The sequence below is a fragment of the Pedobacter punctiformis genome, from assembly GCF_027213715.1.
GTDB lineage: Bacteria > Bacteroidota > Bacteroidia > Sphingobacteriales > Sphingobacteriaceae > Pedobacter > Pedobacter punctiformis.
The window spans coordinates 56,585-75,654 of record NZ_JAPWGM010000001.1; the positions used below are offsets into that span (position 1 = coordinate 56,585).

Below are 19,070 nucleotides of genomic sequence, written 5' to 3' on the forward strand. Positions count from 1 at the left end.
GCGGAAAAAAATAAAATCCTTTCCGCCATTCACAAAAAACTTATTACTTAGTATTGATCAATAACAGCGCAAAGATCATTAAATACTGTTTCTATTTCACCGATTCCGTTTACTTTATTCAACTTTCCCTGTGCCTCATAATAAGGCAATACATGGATTGTTTTATCGAAGTACTCCGAAATGCGTTTCTTCAATTTTTCAGCGTCATCATCTGGTCTGCCACTAATTTTATGACGTTCCGCAATGCGTTTTGTTAATTCATCCTGGTTAACGTCTAAAGCAATAACACCGGCAATTTTGCTTCCTTTACGTTCCAAAAACAGGTCTAATTCTTCTGCCTGAGGAACGGTACGAGGAAAACCATCAAAAACAAAGCCTTTAGCTTCAGGATTTTTATCTACTTCCTCTTCCAGCATTGCAATGGTAATTGCATCCGGAACCAACTCTCCATCAGCAAGTAACTGACTCACTTTTTGTCCTAATTCGGTTTGATTCTTAACGTGTCCTCTAAAAAGATCGCCTGTTGAAACATGTACCAACTGATATTTTGAGATCAGCTTTTCTGATTGGGTGCCTTTACCCGCCCCCGGAGGGCCAAAGAGAACTAAATTAAGCATTAACGTGGTTTAGGTTATCTTTAAAATTAAAAAAGCCTTGTTGCCTAGGCGCAACAAGGCTTCATCCAAATTGTGCACTTGTAGGGATTCGAACCCCAAACCTTCTCATCCGTAGTGAGATGCTCTATCCAATTGAGCTACAAATGCATTTCCGTTCGTTAACGGATTGCAAAAGTAAGATTTGATATTTAAATACGCAATTTTATTTTAAAAAAAATCTTCCTAAAAACACTTATTCAAACTCTAAAACGCATTACAGTTACAAATACAACTGATCATCAGCCATTTAGTTGTGGTTAGTAAATTTGAAACTGTTTAATTTTTTTATTAAATCAATCCGCTGAAAGGAGTACTCTCTGTAAACCATCCTTGTTGGTATCTCAATTCACCTGTGATGAAAGATTAAAGTCCTTCAAAATAATCATTTTTAATTAGGGTACACCAAAAATGGGGTACACCAAAGTGCGGATAAAAGTATTCTATCGTGTATCAAACCGGGAAATTCTTTGATCTAACTTTGATCTATTAAATAACACATTAATTAAATTATTATGCGAGTTCTATTAGTGGAAAACGATAAAATGATTATCAAAATAATTGCCAATTGTTTATTATCCAGAGATTGTGCGGTTGTTTCCATCCAAAACGGATACGACGCTTTAAAAGTAGCTAGTGAGGAACATTTTGATGCCATCATATCTAATGTTTTTTTAACTCAGTTAAGTGGATTAGAATTTATAGGTAAACTTAGCACAAGCAATAGTTTACGTCCGCCAGTTTATGTGATTTCTAAAACACCTAACGAAGATCTTGAATTTGAGGCCTATCAATTGGGTGCAATAGACTTTATTACAATTCCTTTTGACCCGGTTTTATTAATTGAAAAAATGATAAGCGATCAAGAAAACCGGTTACAAAAAAATGCACCGCACATAAATCAAAAATGAATTTTATCCAGGTCATAAAAGGTGAAGTAATGAATATAATAACAAGCGAAAGATTTGAAGAATTAATGATTATTGTAATAATTATTCTGCTGATAGCCATTTTAATCGTATCAATATTATATCTCCTAAAAATTTCATCAATAATTGATGAAGGTAAAAAAAATGACATCTACGAAGGGATCGTTGATGCTTATTTGAACGATATCGAAACGTGCACCATTAAAATAGAACAAGTTGCAATAAATTTTATAGAGAGCCCCCATTTCCGGGATCCATTATTTAGAGAATTGATGACAAAAGAGCTTATAAACACACATCATTACTTAACAGGGCTCATAAAAAACAGACTTCAAACATTTTATTTTTCTTCAGGATTAGTTAACGATTCTTATCTGAAATTAAAATCTAACGATTGGCATTTACAATGTAAGGGCATCAATGAATTTTCTGAAATGGATGCAATTTCCTACTATGATGATATTTTATCTCTTCGTTTTAACAAGAATAGTCAAGTTAGGTTACAAGCAGTTCTTTCATTAATAAAACTGAAGGGAAAAAATGCTTACAAAGACGTTAGTAATTTTGATTATAACGTAAATAGATGGGCAATAGCCAATGTAATTGAATTAATCAAAGATTTACCTGATAACCAGATATTCGATTACAATCTTATGTTAAATAGTAATAATGATGCTGTAAAAATAATTGGCATAAGCTTAATTGAGCATTTTAAACTTAAAACTTATGAAGATGAATTAAACACTCTAAAATCTGACTCTGTTTCTTCAACCATGTTAAAGTTGCAGTATTGACATTTTAAATGTAGCAAAATGGAAAATTTTATTTCACAACTTAGTTTAATCATCATAAGCTTAGCAATTATCATCTTGGTTTTTAAGTTGCTATTGGCATTAATTTCCATTTCAGAAATCAATAAAAATTTAAAATCTAATACTCTGGTAAACTATGATATTCTCTTATCATCCTCTTTAGCACCTCAAATCTCTTTATTGATACCCATTTCAAATGATTCGGCAAGCTTAATAGAAGACATTAATACCTTTTTATGTTTAAATTATTCTAAATATGAAGTTATTTTAATTACAGATGATGGCGCAATACTCAAAAAATTGGTATCTGCCTTCTTTTTAGATCTAAGTAGCAATATTTCAACACAAAGTATTAAAACAGCTAAAATTAAGAATATTTATAAGTCAAAATTACTATCCCTTTCTAAGTTAATAGTGATTGACAAAAAAAGCAATGGCAAATTTGATGCTTTAAATGCAGGTTTGAATATTTGCAAAGGTGATTATATTATTTCCACAAATCTTAATTCCCTGCTCGTTTATGATTCGTTACTTAAGCTTTCAAAACCAATAATGGACGAAATTGATTATAAAGTAATTGCAGTTAGCGGATCAAAAAGAGTATTAAATGGAAACCAAATTAAAAGAGGGCTTATTAAAAAAATAGACCTTTCTAATTCTTTGCTCTCAAACATACAGATGCTTAATTCTTTAAAAGAACTTCTTTTAAGAAAAATGGCCTGGTCAAAGTTAACTTCATTTCTTCCTCTTCAACATAGCATTAATTTAATCAGCAAAGCCGATGCAATGCTTGTTGGCGGATATAGTAAAGTTATTTTGGGAGAAGACTTAGACTTGATTTTTAAAATACAAAGGCAATTAAAAATAAACGGTCAAAAACCAAAGGTATTGGCTATCCCGGATGCAATCTGCTGGTTTCGGGCTTCTGAAAATCTACATAAACTTATCAAACAAAAAAGCAAGCTAGCTAATACAAGTATTAACGGCTTCTTTAAGTATATTAAAATGTTTGTTCAACAAAATTATAACATCATCCCTATTTTAAGTACTTTCTTTTGGTTTTTGTTAGATTATTCCTATCTCTGGATAGGAATATCAACCATTGTTGCTTCTGTTTATTTATTATGCACAGGATTAATTTATTCTAAAGTTTTAGTTTTTTTACTAATGATTGCTTATATTTCTTCCATATTTTTCACTCTTTTAGCTATTTTAATTGAAACAAAATTTAATGTTTATTTAAATAAAAATCAAACTAAAAAGTTGCTTCAGGCAATACTAATAGAACCTATATACCTTAAACCTATTATTTTATATACTCAGCTAAGCGCTATTTTTAAAAAGAAAGCTTCCTAATTTATTAAACATAATATCGAGTTAAGGGGCTGCGATATTTACATTCACAGTTAATACAGTTAAATGTATAAATTAGTTAAAATGTCAAAAATTAACATCAAGTACAAACTATTTAAACTGGTTAATAATGGCATTTTACATACAAAAAGCAGAGATGAAAGGAATAAACTTCAGGTTTTCAACATCATTGTTTTTCAAATTGCTGCCTTTAATATTATAATATCTTTTGCCTATTGCTCGTTTGGCTATTACTGGCAGGCCTTTCTAACCATTGCATACATGACGTATTTGTTTGCAAGTATTGCACTTATTAGAATGGGGTATATTACCTTTGCTAAGGTATTGGGTACGCAACTTACTTTCTTATTTCTATTTTGTTCAAGCGTTATATATGATTATCAACCTAATTTAAATCATTTTTATTTTATCGTAATTATTGCCGCTACCTTTATTTTTACTCGTAAAGAAATGTACTATTTGTATTTTTTTACGATCGAAGCCATCACATTATTTTTACTGCAGTCAATAAAATCAAAATACCTTCCTCAATTAAATTATCAACAGGATAATTTACTGAATTACAATATCATTTTATTAGTGGGTTTGATTGCTTATAGCATTGCCTTGATTTTACTCTTTATCCTCATTAATCGCGTACAAGAAAATAAGTTAATAAAGCTTCGTTATAAGCTCAAAAAGAATCAACGGCACCTTATTACCCAAAATAAAGACTTACAGGATTTCGGTTTAGCAACTACTCACGCATTAAAAACACCTTTATTTATCATCAATAGTTTTTTAAATAAGATCAAAAAAAACTTAATTGAACAGCTAAATTTAGATTTAAATCTACAGTACATTGGCCTTGTTAAAGAAAGCATTTTGCTAACCGAGCAATATGCAGAAGATTTAAATGCATTTCACACCATAACTAATTTAAAAAACCAGAAGATGCGGTTTGATCTTCATGAACAAATTGCTGACCTTACTAAAATATATAGCGTTCAATACGAGAACTCACTCATAATCAACAATGTGAGTCATATTTCAATTTTTTGCAATTCAAAATTATTTGAAATCGTTATACAGAATCTGGTCGAAAACGCAATAAAATATAATGATTCTATCACACCAAGAATTACCATTTACTCTGAAATTACGGATAGAAATATTTGCATATATTTTGAAGATAATGGAATTGGCATCAGCCATATTTACAGCGAAAAAATCTTCAACCCTTTTACTCGGATAAATCAAAAATCTACTATTTCTGGAAGTGGCTTAGGCTTATATGGCGCTAAAATGGCTGCCAAAAAATTAAAAGCTAATTTATTATTAGATAGAAGCGATTCTTCGGGTTCAGTATTTAAACTGGAAATGGGCTTATGAGAAAAACAATCACTCATTTCAAATTTACTATTTTAATCAAACTAGTAAGATTTATATACACCGGTATTCAAAATATTAATGAGGAAGATGTTAACGATAAAATTAAAATCTTTAATGTTTTAAATCTAATTTCAATCATCAGTCTGACCATCATCATTGCTTTATTTTACCTCACTAATTTATTTAATAATGCGATCTTCTCCTGTTTACCTATTCTACCTTTATTACTGCTTTATTTCTTTAGTTATAAAAAAAAGTATGTTTTAGCTAAATTTTCCTGCTTTCAACTGTATAACTGTTACATAGCAGGCTCTTTTTTACATTTTTCACAATCTGTATTATGCTATTATCATATGCCAATAATTATTGCTGCCACTTTAATTTTCCATTATAAAGAGTGGAAATATTTAGTATTAGTGATACTAACTTCCTTCACCTTATTATTTATAGAAACTACACCCTTTTTTGACCCTCAAGCAAACGATTCTGGTTTTCAGACATCAGAAAATATGACCAGTTATTTATTAGTGGTATTAGTATTTTACATTTTAACACTGGTTTATTTCTACATGAGTTATACAAAATTGAAATCTGACAGATTAATCCTGATTAGCGATAGATTACTAAAATCAAAAATTGAGTTAGGAAAACAAAGCGAAGATTTAATTGAGTTTAGTAAAGCCTCAAATCATTTTATTAAATCTCCTGTGTATATTTCAAATTTCTTTGCTGAAAAAATAGAAAAGGGCATTATCGAAAATAAAAAATATGCCGAATTAGAACAATACTTTGATTTGATACAAAGCAGTATTGATAATGAAGAGATTTTCATCAACAATATGTTCGATTACAATGAGATCATTACAATTACACCTAAAAAAGAAAAGGTAGACCTATACGCATTATTACTACAATCGATTTCTGAATATAAAAAAGATAAGAAAAATATCGAGTTCGATGTAGCGCCCTTTAATGCTAAAATTAAACTGGATAAATACTTGTTAAAAAAAGCATTCTTTGTCTTGTTTGAAAACGCGATTAACTACAATTTGAATAAAAAACCGTATTTATACATTTACAGTGAGCACAATAATGATGATGATATTCTCCTAAATTTTAAAGATAACGGCATAGGAATTGATGATAGTTTTAAAGATAAAATTTTTGAACCGTTTTTGCGGATAAATGACCTTTCAAATGTTAATGGTGTCGGCCTTGGGCTTACTAAAGTAAAAAAAATAGCCGAAATTTTAAATGGAAATGTTACGTTAAAGAATAGTTCGAAAAATGGAAGCACTTTTCAACTGCTGTTAAAGAACAACTAATAAGTCATCCCAGCTTTTTTTTAGTTCTAAACATACAAAAATGAGTATAAAAATAGCTTTTATCGAAGATAATCAAGTATTTTATCATGCAATTAAAATTCTAATACTTGAAAATGAACAGTTTGATTTAGTAGGGATGTTCTCAAATGCAGAGTCATTTTTAAAGGATTTTGAATTTATTAAACCCGAAATAGTTTTAATGGATATAGATCTACCGGGAATGTCTGGCATTGAAGCAATTGCATCTGTTAAAGCCAATTATCCCGATACTAAAATTATTGTCTTAACCGTACATGATGGTGAAGAAAATATAATTAATTCTCTAAAAGCCGGCGCAGATGGATACTTGTTAAAAAAGAGTTCATTAGAGAATTTATCAGAAAGTATAAATGTAATTTTAAATGGCGGGGCGCCAATAACACCCGCCATAGCCCACAAAATTGTACTTCATTTTCAAAAAGAACAAAGTCATGCGGGTGACATGAATAACCTAACGAGTAGAGAAAAAGAAGTTTTATCGTATATTTCTGAAGGTTTACTTAATAAAGAAATTGCAGAAAAAATGTTCATATCTATAGATGCAATTAAAAAGCATGCACAAAGTATCTACGCTAAAATTCAGGTTAGAAACAGAGCTGAAGCCATGAAAAAATACTTAAATAATTTAGGCTAAAAGCTACTTCTGTTTCCAATCTGAAGTTTATATTCTATTTTTTTACAACTTCATTAATCACCTTAAAATCAGGAAGGTCAAGTGCATTCTCCAAAACCTCAGCGTAAGTAATTATACCCTCTTCATCAATAACAAAAGCGGCTCTTTTAGAAACACCTTTCAATCCGTAAACAAATTCGTCATAATATGCACCAAAAGCTTTGGATACTTCTTTATTAAAGTCAGACAATAAAGGAAACTGATAATTTTGAACTTCTTTAAATTTAGCCAAAGCAAAAGGTGAATCTACTGAAATACCGATTACCTGAGCATTTATACCTTCGTAATAGCTAAAATTATCTCTCATAGTACAAAGTTGTTCGGTACAGGTACCGGTAAAAGCCATTGGAAAAAAGTGAATAATTACTTTTCTGCCTTTAAATGCGGCTAAAGAAACTTCTGTTAATTCGGAACTGTAAAGTTTAAAATCAGGCGCTTGATCGCCAACTTGTAATGCCATATTGGTTAATTATTGTAATTATATAAATTGATTAATTGTTCTTTATTGTGATCACTCAATTGTTTTGGCTTCAGGGTTCGGGCCATTAACTCCCCGCTTTCTTCATCTGCTCGTCCACAATTCTAAGCCCTTCTTCAAAACTATGCGGATTATATCCTAAATCTTTTATCGTTTTATCCAAAATAAAACCCGTTTTCACAGGTCTTTTTGCGCTTTGATTTAAACTTTCAGAGCTTATTTCGCTGATAATCGATTTATCGAGCGACCAATAATCGGCAACTTTTCGCACTAAACCTGCAATACTCATGTAATCTTTCCCTGAAACGTTGTAAATCCCTCTGGCATCTTTTTCTACAGCCAATAAACAAGCTTCGGCTAAATCCTCAGCAAGTGTTGGCATTCTCCATTGATCATTTACCACATTAATAGGAGAAGCTTTTTCCAGTGCTCCTTTTGCCCAAAGTACAATATTACTTCTGCTCATGTCACTCGTTATACCATAAACCAATATTGTTCTTAAAGCTGTCCATTTTGCCTTAGAATTTTTTAATAAATCTTCTGCCAAAACTTTTGATTCGCCATAATAACTTAAAGGATTCACAGCATCTTCTTCTGTGTACGGCCCATTGGCACCATCGAAAACAAAATCGGTACTTAAATGAACCAACTGAATGTCATGTGCTTCGCAAAGCGAAACCAAATTTTGAACTGCACCAACATTGAGTTGGTGGCAAAGTTCTTTATTGGCTTCACACACATCTACATTAGTCATAGCAGCAGTATGTATTATTGCATCGGGTTTGTATTTTTCAACAACCTCTTTTACCTGTTTGTAATTTAGAATATCTAACTCGGCATATTCATAACCTTCGTTTACAGGATACCGGTTAACGCCTTTTGATGTGGCAATAAGTTTTACCCGGCCCTCACTTAAAATTTTCTCCGTTAATTTCTGTCCCAAAAGGCCATTACTACCGGTTACTAAAACTGTTTTCATACCTACCTTAAAAAATGTTCAATTATGGTTCAAATGTAGTAAAATGCATTTTTCAAAACACTAAAAAACCCAAACCTTAATTAAAAGACTTGGGTTTAATTTAGAGTAAATAATCTCTTTTTTAATTTAGAGGCAATAATTGATAGATACTTTTATCACCCTTTAACATTTCTTTTGACGCATCTTCGTAACGCTTATCTCCACCTGGATCACCACCCCAGGCCTTTCTTCCGGCATTAAAATCTGCATAATAATCTTCCCAATTTTTAAAATCTTTTTTAGCAAGCGGCAAAATTTCAGTTATAATTTTTTCAGCCTCTTCTTTTGTCAGGTAACCAGCGGCATAACCCATACAAGCGTTATTAACCAATCGGGCATAATCCCACGCTCTGTGGGTATTTTTTTCCACATTTCCGGATTTTAATTCTCCTAAAGTTTTGATCAAACCTTCCTTATCATTAATACCCCACATACTTTTCAATGTACTTTTAATTGCAGGAGCGTCACTTCCAGGTTTAAAAGGAAACTCCAATAACTCCTTATAAGATGCTACTATTTCTTCCTTTTCGCTGCTTGTAATCATTCCATTAACAGCACTTTGACCGCCATAACCTTCAATAAAATAAACTCCACCCAGCATAAAGCTGCTTAGTTTATCATCCTTAAGTTGATCAGATTCGGCCTTAGCGCCTTGTTCAGATTTAGTTTCACCTGCAGGTTTATCGCCACCGCAAGATGTAAAAGAAACACATAAAGCAATAGCTAAACTGTGTAAAAGCGTTTTTTTCATAATTTTAATTATTAGTTTACAGTTGATTATCTAATAAATGTGGACAATTATTAAGCCAAAATCCTAAGGCAAATTAAAACGTTAATACCTGTGTTTAACCTTAAAACAGATGGCTTTACCGGTCTAAAATTTTGCCTCAAAAAAACTGTTAAAAAATTTTATATAATATATTTAAAATTCGTTAAGAAAAGTTTAACTTTGCCAACCGAATTGGAGCCCTTACAAACAGCTTTAATTCATTGACTGTAATAATTTTACTCACAACAGATATGCCTAACTTAGGAAAAATAGCACAAATTATCGGCCCAGTGGTTGACGTTAGCTTTGCTAATGATGCCCATCTACCTAAAATTTTTGATGCATTAGAAATCAAAAAAGAAAACGGACAAAAAATTGTTTTAGAGGTTCAGCAGCACTTAGGTGAAGACCGTGTACGTGCTATTGCAATGGACTCTACTGATGGTTTAGTTCGTGGAATGGAAGTAGTTGACACTGGTTCAGCGATTAAAATGCCAATTGGCGATCAGATAAAAGGTCGTTTATTTAACGTAGTTGGAGAAGCTATTGATGGTATCAATACTTTAGATAACAGCAACGGTAATCCTATCCACGCTACCCCTCCTAAGTTCGAAGATTTATCAACAGAAACTGAAGTACTTTTCACAGGTATTAAAGTAATCGATTTATTAGAGCCTTATGCAAAAGGTGGTAAAATTGGATTATTTGGTGGTGCTGGTGTAGGTAAAACAGTATTAATCATGGAGTTGGTAAACAACATCGCTAAAGCTTACGCTGGTTTATCAGTATTTGCGGGTGTTGGTGAGCGTACTCGTGAGGGTAATGATTTACTTCGTGAGTTTATCGAATCAGGTGTAATCAACTATGGTGATGAGTTTTTACACTCAATGGAAAAAGGCGGATGGGATTTGAAAGCTGTTGATACTGAAAAATTAAAAGATAGTAAAGCAACACTGGTATTCGGTCAAATGAACGAGCCTCCTGGTGCACGTGCACGTGTGGCATTATCAGGTTTAACTGTTGCTGAATATTTCCGCGATGGTGATGGCGAAGGCGCTGGAAAAGATATCCTTTTCTTCGTGGATAACATCTTCCGTTTTACTCAGGCAGGTTCTGAGGTATCGGCATTATTAGGCCGTATGCCTTCGGCAGTAGGTTACCAACCAACACTGGCTACTGAGATGGGTTTAATGCAAGAGCGTATTACTTCAACAAAACGTGGTTCAATTACTTCAGTACAGGCCGTTTACGTTCCTGCGGATGATTTAACTGACCCGGCTCCGGCAACAACTTTTGCCCACTTAGATGCAACAACTGTATTATCACGTAAAATCTCTGAGCTTGGTATCTATCCTGCGGTGGATCCATTAGATTCTACATCACGTATTTTGTCACCAGCAGTATTAGGTGATGAGCATTACAACACTGCTCAACGTGTTAAGGAAATTTTACAACGTTATAAAGAATTACAAGATATCATCGCGATCTTAGGTATGGATGAATTATCTGAAGAAGATAAATTAACTGTACACAGAGCACGCCGTGTTCAACGTTTCTTATCTCAGCCTTTCCACGTAGCCGAGCAATTTACAGGCTTAAAAGGGGTGTTGGTTGACATTAAAGATACCATCAAAGCATTTAACATGATTATGGACGGTGAAGTTGATGAGTATCCTGAAGCTGCATTTAACTTGGTTGGTAGCATCGAAGATGCCATCGAAAAAGGTAAAAAATTATTAGCAGAAGCGAATAACTAGTATCAGGATACTGATACTCAATTTATAAAAGATGAATTTAGAAATATTAACTCCGGATAAAAAAGTTTACGAAGGTGAAGTAACAGCAGTTACTGTTCCGGGTACTTTGGGTTCTTTTCAAATTTTGAAAGACCATGCGCCTATCATCTCAACTTTAGAAGATGGAGAAGTTATTATCAAAGGCAATAAAACCGACGAAGAACGCTTTTTTATTAAAGGCGGCGTTGTAGAAGTCATCCACAATAAAATTGTGGTATTGGCAGAAGGTATTGCTTAAATACAATCAACTTATTTTGGAAAGCCTCCCGATGTAAATCAGGAGGCTTTTTTATTTCCTCCTACTTAATAAAATTGCACAGAGCAGAGATAAATTCTTTGTTTTTTTCATAATAAAGCATGTGCGATCCATCGATTTCAATAACTTTAATATCCGGAAATTTATAGTTTTTATAATAATCAGGGCCAATGGCGTAATCATGCTTACCTGAAATAATTAAAGCCGGTACTTTTATCTCAGCAGTAATTGGTGCATAATTTTTATAATACTCCGGGTATTTTTTTGTTTTTGTACTGTCTATTAAAGGTATAAAAACTTCCATACCATAATCAGAAGTTCGTTTGTAAGAAGATTCTATACTATCCATTTTAATGATCGTATTCACATCATCTGCAATTAATTTATAGCCAAGCTTTACCGCACTCAACTTTTTTCTTACATCCGTTACTTGCTGAATGAGTAAATTCAATTTATCCTCTTTAATTATAGTGTCCTTTTTTAAAAGATGGTACCCATACTGAATTTGTTCCTGCAAGGTTTTTGGTCCTATAAAATAAGCCGTTGAATTTGCTAAGATTAAACCTGATAAATGCTCAGGGTATTGGTATGCATAATTTACAGCTAATACACCGCCAAACGAATGGCTGAGTACATACACTTTATTCAGGCCGAGCTTAATTCTAAGTTCTTCAATATCTTTAATTACCCTGTCCAGGCTGTAATCTTTTGCATTTTGCGAATGCCCTGAACCTCTTTGATCTACATAAACCATGGTAAAACATTTTTCAAGATCTGAACCACCCATTTTTTCGAAAGAAAGGTAATCCTGCCCCGGTCCGCCATGAATATAAATGCAAACCGGACCATTACCCGCCACTTTTACGGCTAATTTTATGCCATCAGAAGTTAAAAACGTTTGCGCTCCTCTTTTAATGTTTTTTGAAGAATCAGCTGGAGAACAACAATTAAACAAGGTAGTTGCAACTATTAATAGAACGTGAATCTTTTTCATAATTTAATATTAATTGTTAATTCCGGTTAGTATTATGCGATCAATAAATAAAATTAAGCAACTCAAACGTTATATTTATCGTATATCAGCAATAAACAGATTGATACAATATGGTTTCAGGCAAAAGGCTATTCTTTCTATTATTGCTTATACTCTCTTTTACCGGAATACGGGCTGCTTGCTTTATTGAATATGAATCTTTAGCGGATTACCTGAATGCACATCTGCAAGGAAAGCATGATGGAATGGATGGTCATTGGCTAAAAGTGGACAGACAGAAAAACAATAGGATATGGGGCAATGCCAACAAAATAAATATTGAAAAAACAGATGGTTTTAAGGAATATGGCAGCATTTCGCAGCGATCTGATTTTTATAAATGGTTTCAACAGCAAACCGATTCAGCAGGTTTTGAAACCAGATGGGGATTTGCAGCAGCCTTAACCACAAAAAAGCTAGAGAATTTGCTAACCAATGCTGCACAAATTACCGGAAGCTCAAACGCAGAGATACAATCTTTTGTTTATGATGGAAACCGGATTATTTTTGATGATATATGGATTGACCTTAAATTACTTTACGAACAAAAAAAACCGTTAACCGGAAAAAATGCCGAAATCTGGGATGGAAATCTATTGTTAAAAGAACAAAACCTGATAGAGCCTTATTATCAAAAACTTAGCGCCTCCTCTTTGGCTAAATTGGAAAAACTTTTAAGAAAGGAAAATTTCTTTTCCAGACTTTTACCGGGATACGAATTTGAAGGCACCTTAATCAGCATCCCAGACCGGTGGTTTTACGGCATGAAAATGATGGGTTACAAAAAGCCCGATTTTAAGGCATTATTATCTAAACATTAACCTAAAAAATTAGCCGTATTCCGGGTTTAAAAATCCATTTTTTACTTAAATAAATCCATTTTACGCCGAAAATAAGATAATTTATAATGCAAGCATAATATTTATACCGTATACCGATTTGATATTTGGTATACAACGGTCGGCATTAAATCACCATCACAGCTTAAATTCAAAATATTTACACTGTTTTAATTAAGAAAACAGAATTATATTCTTATTTCATTTTTTTTTAATTTCCCTTGCTTATTTATAGACCAAAAACTAAATTGGTTTTATAAACAAATGAATAAAGCAATGACCATTCAAAGCAACATAAATTCAATAAATTCTACTGCAAATGCAGTTAGAAATATTGTGTTGTTGCCTGTCATTCTAGTTAACCTCTTACTCCTAAATATTTTATTGGGTAAAAAGCAGGCGCAGTTTAAATAATTTTTAAAATTAAAATATAAGCGAGCGCCTCCCACAAAGAGGCGCTTTTTTTAAACAACAAAACACGTGTATAATGAAATATTATAATTCTAACACGATCATTTACCTTGACGGGCGGTTTGAAAAAGCTGTTGATAGTAGCACTGATCTTTACGGCCAGTCGTTACACTATGGTTATGCCGCTTTTGAAGGAATAAGAGCCTACAAAACACACAATGGCAACCGTATATTTAAAGCTGCAGCTCACTTTGATCGCCTTGAACGTTCATGCCAGCTGGCCAATATTCCATTTCCCTGGGATAAAAACGAATTGATTGCAGCAACCTATAAACTATTGCAATTAAACAAGTTGAAAGATGCTTATATCCGTCCATTGGTTTTTTGCCACCCAAACATGAAGTTGAATGTGCCAAGTGGTGTTTCGATTTTAATTTGCGCCTGGGAATGGGATGCTTATTCGGGAAATAAATTATTAAACTTAACCGTTTCTGATTATCAAAGACCAAACCCAAAATCGACTCCAATGGAAGCGAAATTGAGCGGAAACTACGTAAACTCGATCTTAGCGACTACTGCAGCCAACATAAAAGGTTATGACGAGGCTTTACTTTTGGATATGAATGGATTTGTTGCTGAGGCATCAGGTGCAAACATCTTCATCGAAAAAAACAACAAATTGTATACGCCATCCTTAGGAAATATTCTACCAGGAATTACCCGGGCAACTGTTAAAGAACTTTGTGCGGTACTGGATATAGAGTGCGTTGAAAAACAACTTACCGTAGAAGATCTAAAATCCGCTGATAGTGCTTTCTTATGTGGAACAGCAACCGAAATTGCAGGTATTGCATCAATTGACGATACAGTTTATCGTCCACTTTGGCGCGAATCTTTAGGCTATACCATTCAGCGTGCGTACAAGAACCTTGTTTTAGAAAAGGTTAACTATGAAGTGATTATATAATATTTTATTTTTTTCAAATAGTTCTTTGATTTTTTCAATAAGTTAGTATGTTTGTGATTCACAGTCAAAGACATGAATTTTAATACAAACATTATTAGCAACCTGATTATTGTCATTTCTAGAAATAGAGGTGGAAATCGTTGCGTATAATAGAAAAATATACAATATCGAAACCGCCTCCGAAACGAGGCGGTTTTTTTTTGCCCCAAAAACGAACAAAACACAACCAGAACATTACATATTAAACAATGAGCGAATTAAACAAGTACAGTAAAACATTTACACAAGACCCAACACAACCTGCGGCACAAGCTATGCTTTACGGAATCGGATTAACCGATGCCGATATGCAAAAAGCACAGGTTGGTATTGCAAGCATGGGTTACGATGGTAACACCTGCAACATGCACTTAAATGACCTTGCAAAAGATGTCAAAAAAGGGGTTTGGGCAAATGATTTAGTGGGTTTGATTTTTAATACCATTGGTGTGAGTGATGGAATGAGTAACGGCACAGATGGCATGCGCTACTCTTTGGTAAGCCGTGATGTTATTGCAGACAGTATTGAAACCATTTGTGGTGGACAATATTACGATGGTGTAATTGCCATTCCGGGTTGCGATAAAAACATGCCTGGAGCCATTATGGCGATGGCCCGTTTAGATCGTCCTTCCATTATGGTTTACGGAGGTACAATTGCACCGGGCCATTACAAAGGAGAAGAATTAAACATTGTTTCAGCATTTGAGGCTTTAGGTCAAAAAATTTGCGGAAATCTTTCTGATGAAGATTATACAGGCATCATCAAACATACTTGCCCGGGCGCAGGCGCTTGCGGTGGTATGTACACAGCGAATACAATGGCATCGGCAATCGAAGCTTTAGGTATGAGCTTACCTTATTCTTCTTCTAATCCTGCAATAAGTGAAGAAAAGAAAAAAGAATGTCTTAATGCAGGAAAATACATCAAAATATTATTAGAAAAAGACATCAAGCCATCTGATATTATGACGAGAAAAGCATTTGAAAATGCCATTCGTTCTATTATCATTTTAGGTGGAAGTACAAATGCAGTATTGCATTTTATAGCAATGGGTAAAGCAATTGGCGTCGAAATTACGCAAGATGATTTCCAGCGGATGAGTGACGAAACCCCGGTTTTAGCCGATTTTAAACCAAGCGGAAAATATTTGATGCAGGATTTACACCAATATGGAGGCATTCCGGCAGTGTTAAAATATTTGCTAAATGAAGGTTTATTACATGGCGACTGCTTAACCGTAACGGGTAAAACTTTAGCAGAGAACCTGGCTGACGTTAAATCAGTTATGGATTATAACCAGAAAATTATCCAAAAATTAAGTGAGCCTATTAAAGCTACAGGTCACTTACAAATTCTTTATGGAAATCTGGCAGAAAAAGGTTCTGTTGCTAAAATCAGTGGTAAAGAAGGAGAAAAATTTGAAGGTCCGGCACGTGTATTTGATGGTGAGCACGACTTAATTGCAGGAATATCAAACGGCCGTGTAAAACCAGGTGATGTAATTGTAATTAAAAACGAAGGCCCTAAAGGTGCTCCAGGTATGCCTGAAATGTTAAAACCAACTTCGGCTATTATTGGTGCAGGATTAGGTAAATCAGTTGCGCTGATTACAGATGGTCGCTTTTCCGGTGGTACACATGGTTTTGTGGTGGGCCATATTACACCTGAGTCATATGATGGTGGTTTAATTGGACTGGTACAGGATGATGATCCGATTTTGATTGATGCGGTAAATAACATTATAAGCTTACAAGTTAGCGAAGAAGTGATTGCTGAACGCAGAAATAACTGGAAGCAACCTGCTTTAAAAGTCACTAAAGGAGTTTTATACAAATATGCAAAAACCGTTTCAGATGCAGCAAGCGGTTGTGTTACAGACGAATAGAATATTAAAGCCATCCCGACGATAAATTAACATTTAAATGAATGCGATATGCAAATTATTAAAAGCATTGAGAGTAGAATTTATATAATAAGGGGTGAAAGAGTAATGTTGGATTTCGATCTGGCAAGTTTATACGAAGTTGAAACCAAGGTATTAAATCAGGCAGTAAAACGAAATATAAAGCGTTTTCCAGATGATTTTATGTTCCGGCTTTCTCCGAATGAGTGGCACAGTATGCGGTCACAAATTGTGACCGCATATGAAGAAACGTTAAACCCATCATCTCAAATTGTGATGATAAACCAGAATAAAAGAAATACGATTATAACGCCATTTGCTTTTACCGAACAAGGCGTAGCTATGCTAAGTGGTGTTTTGAAGAGTGATAAGGCGATTAATATGAACATCGCCATTATGAGGGTTTTTGTTGATGTTCGGAAAATTTTGTTGAAGCAAAGCAATGTTAACGAACAACTAACAGAAATTAAAGAACGGATTGGTGAACATGATGTTCAGCTAAATGAGCTTTATGATGCAATGGAAAATTTAATAGACGAGAAAATTGCTCAATTAAAGTGGAAAGACAGAGAGAAAATTGGGTTTAAAATTAAAGAATAATAGAACCAGCAAAAACATAATTATGGAAACTGCACAAGATATTACAATCGAAAATAAAGAGGTTAAGGCAGAAACCTCAAAAAAATTATTCAAGGGATCCGGTTCTCAGGTTTTATTGAATGGATTAATTGAGGAAGGCGTAACCACAATTTTTGGTTATCCGGGTGGTGCAATCATGCCAATTTATGATGCCCTTTACGATTATGCCGATAAATTACAACACATTTTGGTTCGCCATGAGCAAGGTGGTATTCATGCTGCTCAGGGTTTTGCAAGAGCAAGTGGCGAAGTAGGCGTTGTCTTCGCAACGAGCGGACCCGGTGCCACCAATCTGGTTACCGGTTTGGCTGATGCACAAATTGACAGTACACCACTGGTTTGTATCACCGGACAAGTTTTTGCTCATTTATTGGGTACAGATGCTTTTCAGGAAACAGATGTGATTAACATTACCACACCTGTTACCAAATGGAACTATCAGGTTACTGATGCAAAAGAAATTCCGGAGGTTTTGGCTAAGGCTTTTTACATTGCAAAAAGTGGAAGACCAGGCCCGGTTTTAATCGATATTACTAAAAATGCACAATTACAAATTGAGGAATTTCCTGAATATGTAAAATGTAATCACATCCGCAGCTACCGTCCGAAACCAAAGGTAAGAGTAGAATTTATTGAGCAGGCCGCCGCATTAATTAATACTGCAAAAAAACCATTCATATTATTCGGACAAGGCGTTGTTTTAGGCAAAGCCGAAGAGGAATTTAAAGCCTTTATCAACAAAAGTGGTATTCCAGCTGCCTGGACAATTATGGGCGAGGGCGCCATTCCAACTTCTCACCCTCTGAATGTTGGTATGTTGGGTATGCATGGAAACTATGGCCCAAATGTTTTAACAAATGAAGCAGATGTAATTATCGCCATCGGAATGCGTTTCGATGACCGCGTAACCGGTCGCTTGGATAAATATGCTAAACAGGCTAAGATTGTTCACTTAGATATTGATCCTGCTGAAATTGATAAAAATGTTAAGGCAGATGTTGGTGTTTGGGGGGATTGTAAAGAAACCCTTCCCCTATTGACCAATTTGGTTAATGAAAATAAACACGAAGATTGGTTGGCAAAGTTCAGAGACTATAACCAGCAGGAAATAGATCAGGTAATTACGCCTGAACTTTACCCGGAAGGTGATGAAATGACAATGGGCGAAGTATTGCGCAACATCAATGAAATTTGTGGTGGCAACGCCGTGATTGTAACCGATGTTGGTCAGCATCAAATGGTTGCCTGTCGTTATGCTAAATTTAACAATACCCGAAGCAACATTACTTCTGGCGGTTTAGGAACTATGGGTTTTGGTTTGCCGGCAGCAATAGGTGCCAAATACGGTGCTCCTGATAAAACTGTTATCGCCATTATTGGTGATGGTGGTTTCCAGATGACACCACAAGAGCTGGGTACCATTATGCAATTTGGTGCAGCAGTAAAAATTCTGATTTTAAATAACCGCTTCCTGGGCATGGTGCGCCAGTGGCAACAGCTATTCCACGAAAAACGTTATTCTTTCGTAAACATTACAAGTCCTGATTTTGTAGCACTTGCCAAATCTTACTACATTGATGGACAGATGGTTAATGAGCGTGCAAATTTAAGAGCTGCACTGGAAACCATGATTAACCACGAGGGTTCTTATTTATTAGAAGTTATGGTTGGAAGAGAAAACAACGTTTTCCCAATGGTACCACAAGGTTGCAGCGTTAGCGAAATCAGATTAAAATAATTGC

At 34.3% G+C, this 19,070-nt stretch carries 18 protein-coding genes and 1 tRNA gene; 13 read left to right on the forward strand and 6 right to left on the reverse strand.

Going from position 1 to position 19,070, the window contains the following annotated elements:
* Positions 1–47: 47 nt before the first annotated feature.
* Complete coding sequence (locus tag O0955_RS00215) at positions 48–617, reverse strand: adenylate kinase (RefSeq protein WP_269425530.1); 570 nt, start codon at positions 615–617, stop codon at positions 48–50.
* A gap of 73 nt (positions 618–690) precedes the next feature.
* A tRNA-Arg gene (locus O0955_RS00220) sits at positions 691–764 on the reverse strand.
* 404 nt (positions 765–1,168) lie between these two features.
* Here O0955_RS00220 and O0955_RS00225 point away from each other — a divergent pair.
* The 6 genes from O0955_RS00225 (at position 1,169) to O0955_RS00250 (ending at position 7,137) form a co-directional block, all read left to right on the forward strand.
* Positions 1,169–1,564 carry a response regulator gene (locus O0955_RS00225; RefSeq protein ID WP_269425531.1) on the forward strand — a complete coding sequence of 132 codons (396 nt, stop codon included), beginning with the start codon at positions 1,169–1,171 and terminating at the stop codon, positions 1,562–1,564.
* A gap of 29 nt (positions 1,565–1,593) precedes the next feature.
* Positions 1,594–2,376, forward strand: coding sequence for a hypothetical protein (locus O0955_RS00230; RefSeq protein WP_269425532.1), 783 nt, complete (start codon positions 1,594–1,596; stop codon positions 2,374–2,376).
* Between the two features lie 18 nt (positions 2,377–2,394).
* Positions 2,395–3,750 carry a glycosyltransferase family protein gene (locus tag O0955_RS00235; protein WP_269425533.1) on the forward strand — a complete coding sequence of 452 codons (1,356 nt, stop codon included), beginning with the start codon at positions 2,395–2,397 and terminating at the stop codon, positions 3,748–3,750.
* 288 nt (positions 3,751–4,038) lie between these two features.
* Positions 4,039–5,139 carry a sensor histidine kinase gene (locus tag O0955_RS00240; RefSeq protein WP_269425534.1) on the forward strand — a complete coding sequence of 367 codons (1,101 nt, stop codon included), beginning with the start codon at positions 4,039–4,041 and terminating at the stop codon, positions 5,137–5,139.
* A 353-nt stretch (positions 5,140–5,492) separates the two neighbouring features.
* Positions 5,493–6,464 carry a sensor histidine kinase gene (locus tag O0955_RS00245; RefSeq protein ID WP_269425535.1) on the forward strand — a complete coding sequence of 324 codons (972 nt, stop codon included), beginning with the start codon at positions 5,493–5,495 and terminating at the stop codon, positions 6,462–6,464.
* A gap of 40 nt (positions 6,465–6,504) precedes the next feature.
* On the forward strand, positions 6,505–7,137 hold the full coding sequence (locus tag O0955_RS00250; protein WP_269425536.1) for a response regulator: 633 nt from the start codon (positions 6,505–6,507) through the stop codon (positions 7,135–7,137).
* A 34-nt stretch (positions 7,138–7,171) separates the two neighbouring features.
* Here the strand turns inward: O0955_RS00250 and O0955_RS00255 are convergent, their stop codons facing one another.
* The 3 genes from O0955_RS00255 to O0955_RS00265 form a co-directional block, all read right to left on the reverse strand.
* On the reverse strand, positions 7,172–7,636 hold the full coding sequence (locus O0955_RS00255; RefSeq protein ID WP_269425537.1) for a redoxin domain-containing protein: 465 nt from the start codon (positions 7,634–7,636) through the stop codon (positions 7,172–7,174).
* 85 nt (positions 7,637–7,721) lie between these two features.
* Positions 7,722–8,633, reverse strand: coding sequence for an SDR family oxidoreductase (locus O0955_RS00260; protein WP_269425538.1), 912 nt, complete (start codon positions 8,631–8,633; stop codon positions 7,722–7,724).
* A gap of 121 nt (positions 8,634–8,754) precedes the next feature.
* Positions 8,755–9,423 (reverse strand): DUF1266 domain-containing protein, encoded by a 669-nt coding sequence (locus O0955_RS00265; RefSeq protein ID WP_269425539.1) that lies wholly within the window; start codon positions 9,421–9,423, stop codon positions 8,755–8,757.
* 269 nt (positions 9,424–9,692) lie between these two features.
* Between O0955_RS00265 and atpD the strand changes: the two genes are divergently transcribed.
* Together atpD and atpC are read left to right on the forward strand one after the other, a co-directional pair.
* A complete protein-coding gene (gene atpD, locus O0955_RS00270) occupies positions 9,693–11,198 on the forward strand; it encodes a F0F1 ATP synthase subunit beta (protein ID WP_131536163.1) in 1,506 nt (501 codons plus the stop codon).
* Positions 11,199–11,229: 31 nt separating this feature from the next.
* A complete protein-coding gene (gene atpC, locus O0955_RS00275; RefSeq protein ID WP_269425540.1) occupies positions 11,230–11,475 on the forward strand; it encodes an ATP synthase F1 subunit epsilon in 246 nt (81 codons plus the stop codon).
* Between the two features lie 61 nt (positions 11,476–11,536).
* Here the strand turns inward: atpC and O0955_RS00280 are convergent, their stop codons facing one another.
* Positions 11,537–12,487 carry an alpha/beta fold hydrolase gene (locus O0955_RS00280; RefSeq protein WP_269425541.1) on the reverse strand — a complete coding sequence of 317 codons (951 nt, stop codon included), beginning with the start codon at positions 12,485–12,487 and terminating at the stop codon, positions 11,537–11,539.
* 110 nt (positions 12,488–12,597) lie between these two features.
* Here O0955_RS00280 and O0955_RS00285 point away from each other — a divergent pair, with 110 nt between their 5' ends.
* The 5 genes from O0955_RS00285 to ilvB all read left to right on the forward strand — a co-directional run bounded on the left by O0955_RS00285 (position 12,598) and on the right by ilvB (position 19,066).
* Positions 12,598–13,347: a hypothetical protein gene (locus tag O0955_RS00285; protein ID WP_269425542.1), complete on the forward strand. Its 750-nt coding sequence runs from the start codon at positions 12,598–12,600 to the stop codon at positions 13,345–13,347.
* 505 nt (positions 13,348–13,852) lie between these two features.
* The gene (gene ilvE / locus O0955_RS00290) at positions 13,853–14,743 is read left to right on the forward strand and encodes a branched-chain-amino-acid transaminase (RefSeq protein ID WP_269425543.1); all 891 of its coding nucleotides are present in this window, start codon (positions 13,853–13,855) and stop codon (positions 14,741–14,743) included.
* A gap of 248 nt (positions 14,744–14,991) precedes the next feature.
* Positions 14,992–16,671, forward strand: a complete 1,680-nt coding sequence (gene ilvD / locus O0955_RS00295; protein ID WP_269425544.1) for a dihydroxy-acid dehydratase — start codon at positions 14,992–14,994, stop codon at positions 16,669–16,671.
* A gap of 48 nt (positions 16,672–16,719) precedes the next feature.
* Positions 16,720–17,289, forward strand: a complete 570-nt coding sequence (locus O0955_RS00300; RefSeq protein ID WP_269425545.1) for an ORF6N domain-containing protein — start codon at positions 16,720–16,722, stop codon at positions 17,287–17,289.
* A 22-nt stretch (positions 17,290–17,311) separates the two neighbouring features.
* Positions 17,312–19,066: a biosynthetic-type acetolactate synthase large subunit gene (ilvB, locus tag O0955_RS00305; protein WP_269425546.1), complete on the forward strand. Its 1,755-nt coding sequence runs from the start codon at positions 17,312–17,314 to the stop codon at positions 19,064–19,066.
* Positions 19,067–19,070 lie beyond the last annotated feature (4 nt).

Coding starts and splice junctions, on each gene's coding strand:
- O0955_RS00255 (WP_269425537.1), bottom strand. CDS start 7,636: ATGGCATTACAAGTTGGCGATCAAGCGCCTGATTTTAAACTTTACAGT.
- ilvE (WP_269425543.1), top strand. CDS start 13,853: ATGAAATATTATAATTCTAACACGATCATTTACCTTGACGGGCGGTTT.
- O0955_RS00235 (WP_269425533.1), top strand. CDS start 2,395: ATGGAAAATTTTATTTCACAACTTAGTTTAATCATCATAAGCTTAGCA.
- atpD (WP_131536163.1), top strand. CDS start 9,693: ATGCCTAACTTAGGAAAAATAGCACAAATTATCGGCCCAGTGGTTGAC.
- O0955_RS00225 (WP_269425531.1), top strand. CDS start 1,169: ATGCGAGTTCTATTAGTGGAAAACGATAAAATGATTATCAAAATAATT.
- O0955_RS00245 (WP_269425535.1), top strand. CDS start 5,493: ATGCCAATAATTATTGCTGCCACTTTAATTTTCCATTATAAAGAGTGG.
- O0955_RS00215 (WP_269425530.1), bottom strand. CDS start 617: ATGCTTAATTTAGTTCTCTTTGGCCCTCCGGGGGCGGGTAAAGGCACC.
- O0955_RS00280 (WP_269425541.1), bottom strand. CDS start 12,487: ATGAAAAAGATTCACGTTCTATTAATAGTTGCAACTACCTTGTTTAAT.
- O0955_RS00285 (WP_269425542.1), top strand. CDS start 12,598: ATGGTTTCAGGCAAAAGGCTATTCTTTCTATTATTGCTTATACTCTCT.
- O0955_RS00250 (WP_269425536.1), top strand. CDS start 6,505: ATGAGTATAAAAATAGCTTTTATCGAAGATAATCAAGTATTTTATCAT.
- O0955_RS00265 (WP_269425539.1), bottom strand. CDS start 9,423: ATGAAAAAAACGCTTTTACACAGTTTAGCTATTGCTTTATGTGTTTCT.
- O0955_RS00300 (WP_269425545.1), top strand. CDS start 16,720: ATGCAAATTATTAAAAGCATTGAGAGTAGAATTTATATAATAAGGGGT.
- ilvD (WP_269425544.1), top strand. CDS start 14,992: ATGAGCGAATTAAACAAGTACAGTAAAACATTTACACAAGACCCAACA.
- atpC (WP_269425540.1), top strand. CDS start 11,230: ATGAATTTAGAAATATTAACTCCGGATAAAAAAGTTTACGAAGGTGAA.
- O0955_RS00230 (WP_269425532.1), top strand. CDS start 1,594: ATGAATATAATAACAAGCGAAAGATTTGAAGAATTAATGATTATTGTA.
- ilvB (WP_269425546.1), top strand. CDS start 17,312: ATGGAAACTGCACAAGATATTACAATCGAAAATAAAGAGGTTAAGGCA.
- O0955_RS00260 (WP_269425538.1), bottom strand. CDS start 8,633: ATGAAAACAGTTTTAGTAACCGGTAGTAATGGCCTTTTGGGACAGAAA.